Source organism: Actinomyces bouchesdurhonensis (assembly GCF_900128465.1).
GTDB classification, from domain to species: Bacteria; Actinomycetota; Actinomycetes; order Actinomycetales; family Actinomycetaceae; genus Pauljensenia; species Pauljensenia bouchesdurhonensis.
Genome location: NZ_LT635863.1, coordinates 128,249 through 134,693 on the forward strand (window position 1 = coordinate 128,249; position 6,445 = coordinate 134,693).

The following is a 6,445-nucleotide window of genomic DNA, read 5'->3' on the forward strand; positions in this document are numbered from 1 at the left end:
CCCCTGGCCCGAACGCCTTCCGGGCAGATCGCCTCCTGGCCCGTGGCCTCCACCGTCCAGCACGACGGCGTGTGCGCCGAGGTCACCGCACCAGCGGTGGGCATCCGCCCCGAAACAGCCACCGAAGCCCGCCGCATCGGCGAACGTATCGCCGCCGAACTGGGTGTCACCGGCGTCCTGGCCGTTGAAATGTTCGTCGTGGGTGAGGGCGCGAACGAACACGTCCTCGTCAACGAGCTCGCTATGCGTCCCCACAACACCGGGCACTGGACCATCGACGGGGCCGTCACCAGCCAATTCGAGCAGCACTTGCGCGCCGTCCTGGACCTGCCGCTCGGCTCCACGGACCTCAAGGCCCCAGGGACGCACGTAGTCATGGTCAACCTGCTGGGTTCCGCGTACGACCAGCCCGCCCGCGCCCTCACCGACGCCTTCACTGCCGGGGGAGGAAGAGCTAAAGTTCACCTCTACGGTAAGAAAGTGCGTCCAGGTCGCAAACTCGGCCACGTCACCGTCGTCGACGAAGACCCGGGCGCGGCCCTCGCCCGCGCCCGCGCAGCAGTCGAAGCACTGCGAGGCACCTGCGACTAACCCACCACCCACCCCGGCCGAGCGACAATCCCGCCCCGGCCTCGTCCTCTCCCGAAAGGCCCCTCATGACCACCGACCTCGACATCCAGCTCACCGCAACCGGCGACAACCCCCTCGTCGGCGTCGTCATGGGTTCCGACTCCGACTGGCCCACCATGGAACCCGCCGTCGCCGCCCTCGCCGAGTTCGACATCGCCTGCGAGGTCGGCGTCGTCTCCGCCCACCGCATGCCCGAAGACATGGTCGCCTACGGGAGAAGCGCCTCGACTCGCAGCCCGCCCAGGGGCGCGCCCAGCGACGCGCCCCGAATCCGCGTCAGGTGCACGGTGGGGGACAGGGCCTCGTCTGTGGGTAGGTTGCCCTGGTCGATGCCGACGATGTGCGTCTGCGAAAACAGGGGGGACAGTGAGCGCGCGATTTTTACCAGGCGTCCCGGTGAGGCCAGGTTTGAGGGGTAGAGGAGGAGATTGAGCGCGCGATCCACGCCCCCATTGTAGGTGTGGAGGGGCATTACACTGGGGGTGTTTGACGAGGCCAGAGCCAGAAAAGGGGGAGCCGCATGCGGATCGCGGTCGTCGGGATGGGCAAGATTGGGTTGCCGCTGGCGGTGCACTATGCGCGCAGCGGTCACGGCGTTGTCGGCGTGGACGTGAATCCGCGGGTGGTCGACCTGGTCAACGGGGGTGCTGAGCCTTTTCCGGGCGAGGCGCACCTGGCCCAGTATCTGCCGCCGCTTGTCGCTTCGGATGCCTTGCGCGCCACGACCGAGTACGGTGAGGCAATCCCGGGCGCCGCCGCGGTCATCATGGTCGTTCCTCTGGTCGTTGATGAGCGCAGTCGCCCCGATTTTTCGATCATGGACGCCGCGACGCGTTCCATGGCCGCTCACCTGAGTCCCGGCACGCTCGTCTCCTACGAGACGACTCTGCCGGTGGGTGCGACGCGTGGACGCTACAAGCCCCTCATCGAAGAGGTGTCCGGCCTGGTCGAGGGGCGCGATTTCGATGTGGTTTTCTCGCCTGAGCGCGTCCTGACAGGCCGCGTCTTCGCGGACCTGGCGCGCTATCCGAAGCTGGTTGGGGGGCTGAGCGAATCCGGCGAGGCTCGCGGCGTCTCCTTCTACGAGGCGGTCCTTTCTTTCGAGAAGCGTGACGATCTGCCGCGCCCCAACGGAGTGTGGCCCATGGGTGGGGCGGAGGCCGCGGAGATGGCCAAGCTCGCGGAAACCACCTACAGGGATGTCAATATTGGTTTGGCTAACCAGTTCGCGCGCTACGCGGACACGATCGGCGTCGATGTTGCTCGCGTCATTGAGGCGTGCAACTCTCAGCCGTATTCTCACATTCACCGGCCCGGGATCGCGGTCGGTGGGCATTGCATTCCCGTTTATCCGCGCCTGTATGTGGCGGGGGATCCGGACGCGACCATCGTGGTCGCCGCGCGCGCCGCGAACGCTGAGATGCCAGCGTATGCGGTCTGGCGCGCCGCCGCGTTGCTGGGTTCTCTGGCGGGCCGGGGCCGGGTACACGCTCACCACCGCGGTGGGCACGCCGACGACCATCAACGTCTCCGCGCAGGGCGGCACCCTGGGTGGACGCGAGCTGCGCGTCGTGCAGGTCAGCGCTGACGGCACCGAGACTGTCCTTCAGGATTGGGCGTCGATGCAGGGCAGCTCGGACCAGAGCGCGTCGACCTCCTCCTACACCTGGACTCCGACCAGCGCTGATGCGTCGCTGCGCTTCGACGTGCGTCAGGATCCCCACGCCGTGACTTCGACGACCGTGAAGGCCTCGTCTGATACGACGCCCGCGCAGGGCCAGTGGGCTTGGGGCGTTCGCGGCTGGTGGTACCGCTACGCGGATGGAACCTATCCAACCAACACGAGTAAGACCATCGGCGGCAAGGTGTATCGCTTCGACGCCGACGGCTACATGCGCACCGGCTGGGTTTTCGAGCAGGGCTCGTGGTACTACCACGCCGTCTCGGGCGCTCAGGTCACCGGTTGGGTTCTCGACGGTGTCTCCTGGTACTACATGGACCCGAGTACGGGTGCCATGGCCACGGGTTGGATCACGGATGGCTCCCACTCGTACTACCTGGACCCGCAGACCGGGAAGATGAAGACCGGCTGGCTCAAGGACGGTGACGCCTGGTACTACCTGAAGCCCGGGAGCGGCCAGATGGCAACCGGTCGCGTCTGGATCGGGTGGCGGTACTACAGCTTCTCCGAGACCGGCCAGCTGATCCGCTGATTCACCGACCCGAAGGACTACTCATGTGTCGCGCCCGCCCCGCCCGGACTTGTGCCGGGTGAGCGGGCGCGCCCGCATGGCGACGCGAGGCGCGGCAATGCACTGTTTTGCCTCGTCGCGCGCATTGTGACGTGCCGCACGATCACTCACCCTCATACAGCTCAACACTTTAGATGTGAAGAAAGCGAGCCGATAATGTTCCATCACCGACGCGTAGCGTTGACGCTCATAGCGGTCGGCGCCCTCGCTCTGACCACGGTCGGCGTGCCCGCGGCTCTCGCGGACGACGCCGACGCAACCCAGGCCTCGTCGTCCCAGCAGGCCGGCGATGACTCGCCCAGCACGATCATCGTCCAACTCGACGCGCGTGATGACGGAGTCGAGCGCGCCTCGTACTACGCGCAGATGAAGACGCGCATCGGCGAGGCCGTGGCGGCTGCCAGCCCGGGCGCCACCATCTCCGATGTGCGCGACTACCTCCACGCCTTCGATGGATTCGCGATCCAGGCCCCCGCCTCGACCCTCAGCGCGATCCGGGCGACGGCCGGCGTGAAGGGCGCGTTCCTGGACGGCAACAACACGTTCGTCACCGACGAGGAGATCAACGGACAATACCGTGCCGCTGGCGGTGGAGACACCGGCATCACGTCCGGAGCGGCGGCGAGGATGATGCGGGCCAACGCGGCCACGCAGAAGGGCCAGGGGCAGGTCATCGAGCTCATCGACAGCNGCGCGACTACCTCCACGCCTTCGATGGATTCGCGATCCAGGCCCCCGCCTCGACCCTCAGCGCGATCCGGGCGACGGCCGGCGTGAAGGGCGCGTTCCTGGACGGCAACAACACGTTCGTCACCGACGAGGAGATCAACGGACAATACCGTGCCGCTGGCGGTGGAGACACCGGCATCACGTCCGGAGCGGCGGCGAGGATGATGCGGGCCAACGCGGCCACGCAGAAGGGCCAGGGGCAGGTCATCGAGCTCATCGACAGCGGCATCGATACTTCGCACGAGGCCTTTGCCGGCGACCTGGATGCCGCGTCACTGCGCCTCACGCAGGATGGGGCGGCTTCCCTGATCTCCCAGCTCGGGGCGGGCCAGGCGGGAGTCTGGGTCAGCCCCAAGATTCCTTTCGCCTACGACTACGGTGACGGGGACACGAACGTGCTCGCCACGGACGAAGGAGGCGATGATGCGCGCGCTGCGAACACCCAGGGCACGCGCGTCGCCGCCCTCGCGGCCGCCAACGGGGGACAGTTCTCCGGGGCGGCACCCGAGGCGCAGCTCATCGTCGCCAAGGTGACGAAGGATCCGGGCAACAATGCGAGCGACGTGGATCTGCTGGCGGCGCTTGACGACGCGATGGTCCTGCGCCCCGACGTCGTCTCCGTGTCTTTCTCCAAGACCGAAGGAATGAGCGACGCCGCCGCGTCCCTCTATTCCCAGGTCTACGAGACCCTCGGTGCGCAGGGCACGACCGTCTACGCGCCCGCCGGGGACGTTGAGCGCTACGGGCGCGCCGATGACCCGGATAACGGTGCGCTTGGCTTCCCCGCCGCCTTCTCCTCGACACTCGCGGTGGCCTCGGTCGACGAGCAGGAGATCATGGGAGCCATCGCCTACGGTGATCACCTGATCGGATACCGCCCCGTCACCCGCATGGGCAAGGGCGACGGACCGGGCTTTGACTCTCTCGCCGAGGGAACCTACCGCGTCGTCTACGCCGGAAACGGCTCGAGCGAAGACCTGACGAAGTACCTGGGCGCGGACTATGGGGACCTGTCCCACACGATCCTTCTCGAAGAGCTGGGAGGCACCGACTCGCGGGGCAACTCGGTGGAGGTCAAGCACAAGATCAAGGCCCTGAAGTCCCTGACGAGCAAGCCTGCCGGCGTTCTGCTCGGCCACTGGTACGACACCGAAACCCCCGTGAAGTGGTCGGTCGACCGCTGGTTTAGCATCCCGATGGGTACCATCACGACCTCGGATCGCAACCGCCTCTACGACGCGATCAAAGCCTCCGACACCGGATCGATCGAGGTCAGTGTCTCTCCCTCGACGACACTCACCGTGCCCGAGGGCCTATCCGCGTCGGATTTCTCCTCGACCGGCGCGACCCCTGACCTGCGGCTCAAGCCCGAGGTCGCAGCACCCGGTGGCAGGGTCGCGTCCGCCACGCCCGGAAACGACTACGACAACGAGTCCGGCACGGCCGAGGCCTCGGGTCAGGCCGCCGCTGTCGCCACCCTCGTGCGTCAGCGCGTGGCATCCGACCCGGCGTTTGCGGGTCTGTCGGACGCCGAGAAGAACGCCGCGGTCACGAAGCTCCTGATGGGCACCGCCCGCCCGATCACGGACCCGCAGCAGGATGACGGTACCTTCTACTCGCCCCGCCGAGTGGGTGCCGGCATGGTCGACGCTGCGGGGGCCACGACCTCGTTCGTGTACCCGACCGTCGTCGGCGCGGCGAACCCGTCACGTCCCAAGGCCGACCTGGGTGAGGGCACCTCCGGGTGGACCTTCCAAGTGACGCTGACGAACGTCTCCGACACCGCGCGCACTTTCACCCTCGGAGGCCAGGCGCTGTCCGAAAAGGTCGAGAGCACGCTGCTGACGCACCACTCGACCAACTGGGCGGGGCAGGGCATCGACCTGACGTTCTCCGCGGACTCGGTGACCGTGCCCGCCAAGGGGGAGGCCACCGTGACCGTCACCGTGACCCCGCGCGAAGCCTTCGCCTCGTACGCGGCCGCGAACACCCCCAAGGGCACGTTCATCGACGGTGCCGTCACCTTCACGAGCACCGACGGAACTCCGAACCTCACCGTCCCCTACATGGGCTTCTACGGCTCCTGGGGCGCGCCCGCCATCTTCGACCAGGTCACCCCGAACAACCACATCAGCGGCTACGGGTCGACCTTCATGGACGGAAACCTCCCGTTCGGACAGCAGAGCCCCTTCGACGTCGAGGACGAGCGGATGATCAACGGGGTCGATCCCGACCTCTTCATCATCACCCGTTCGACGGGCGAAAACGCGCGCAGGGGCGTGCACCCGGGTACCGTGCTGCTGCGCGACGTCGCCTCCCTGACCTACACCTTCACCAACGAGGCAGGCCAAACCATCCGCACCTTCACGTGCGGGCGCGCGGATCGGTCCATCTACGACGTGCAGACGCGCTCGCCGCGCACCGTCGAGGACTCTGTGCCCGGCTGCAACCCCTGGTTCTCCGGCTACGCGCCCGATGGAAGCGAGCTGCCGGACGGACGCTACACGCTGACGATCGAGGGCACGACCGAGGGGCCCTCGCCCTCAACCCAGCAGATCAGCTACGGCCTCACGCTGGACACCAAGGCCCCCGTCATCTCGAACGTGACGGTGAGCGGCGACGGCAACGACCGCACACTCTCCTTCGACGTCGCCGACTCCTCGCCCATATCGGCCGTCGGCTTCTCGGCCACCGCCGACGGTCCCATCGTCGAACGCGGCGCCGAGGTCTACCCGACCGAACGCTGGGAGGACGGGCTGGTGCACCGCCACTTCGACGTCCCGTTGACAGACGCGCTGACGAGCATCGGCGGGGGTCCGTCGACGATCTACCTG

Annotated in this window: 3 protein-coding genes and 2 pseudogenes; all 5 read left to right on the top strand. The window is 67.3% G+C overall.

The genetic code is table 11. The features are described from left to right. Positions 1-591: ATP-grasp domain-containing protein (locus BQ7477_RS01705; protein WP_129582468.1), on the top strand; the 591-nt coding region annotated here is incomplete at its 5' end. 65 nt (positions 592-656) lie between these two features. Next, positions 657-863: pseudogene (locus BQ7477_RS01710) on the top strand (AIR carboxylase family protein); the annotation flags it as partial. A gap of 287 nt (positions 864-1,150) precedes the next feature. After that, a complete protein-coding gene (locus BQ7477_RS01720; RefSeq protein ID WP_338072941.1) occupies positions 1,151-2,218 on the top strand; it encodes a nucleotide sugar dehydrogenase in 1,068 nt (355 codons plus the stop codon). Next, a pseudogene (locus BQ7477_RS01725) lies at positions 2,103-2,843 on the top strand (leucine-rich repeat protein); the annotation flags it as partial. The gene BQ7477_RS01720 and the pseudogene BQ7477_RS01725, both read left to right, overlap by 116 nt. 812 nt (positions 2,844-3,655) lie before the next feature. Then, on the top strand, positions 3,656-6,445 hold a 2,790-nt coding region (locus tag BQ7477_RS01735), incomplete at its 3' end, for a S8 family serine peptidase (RefSeq protein ID WP_234968625.1).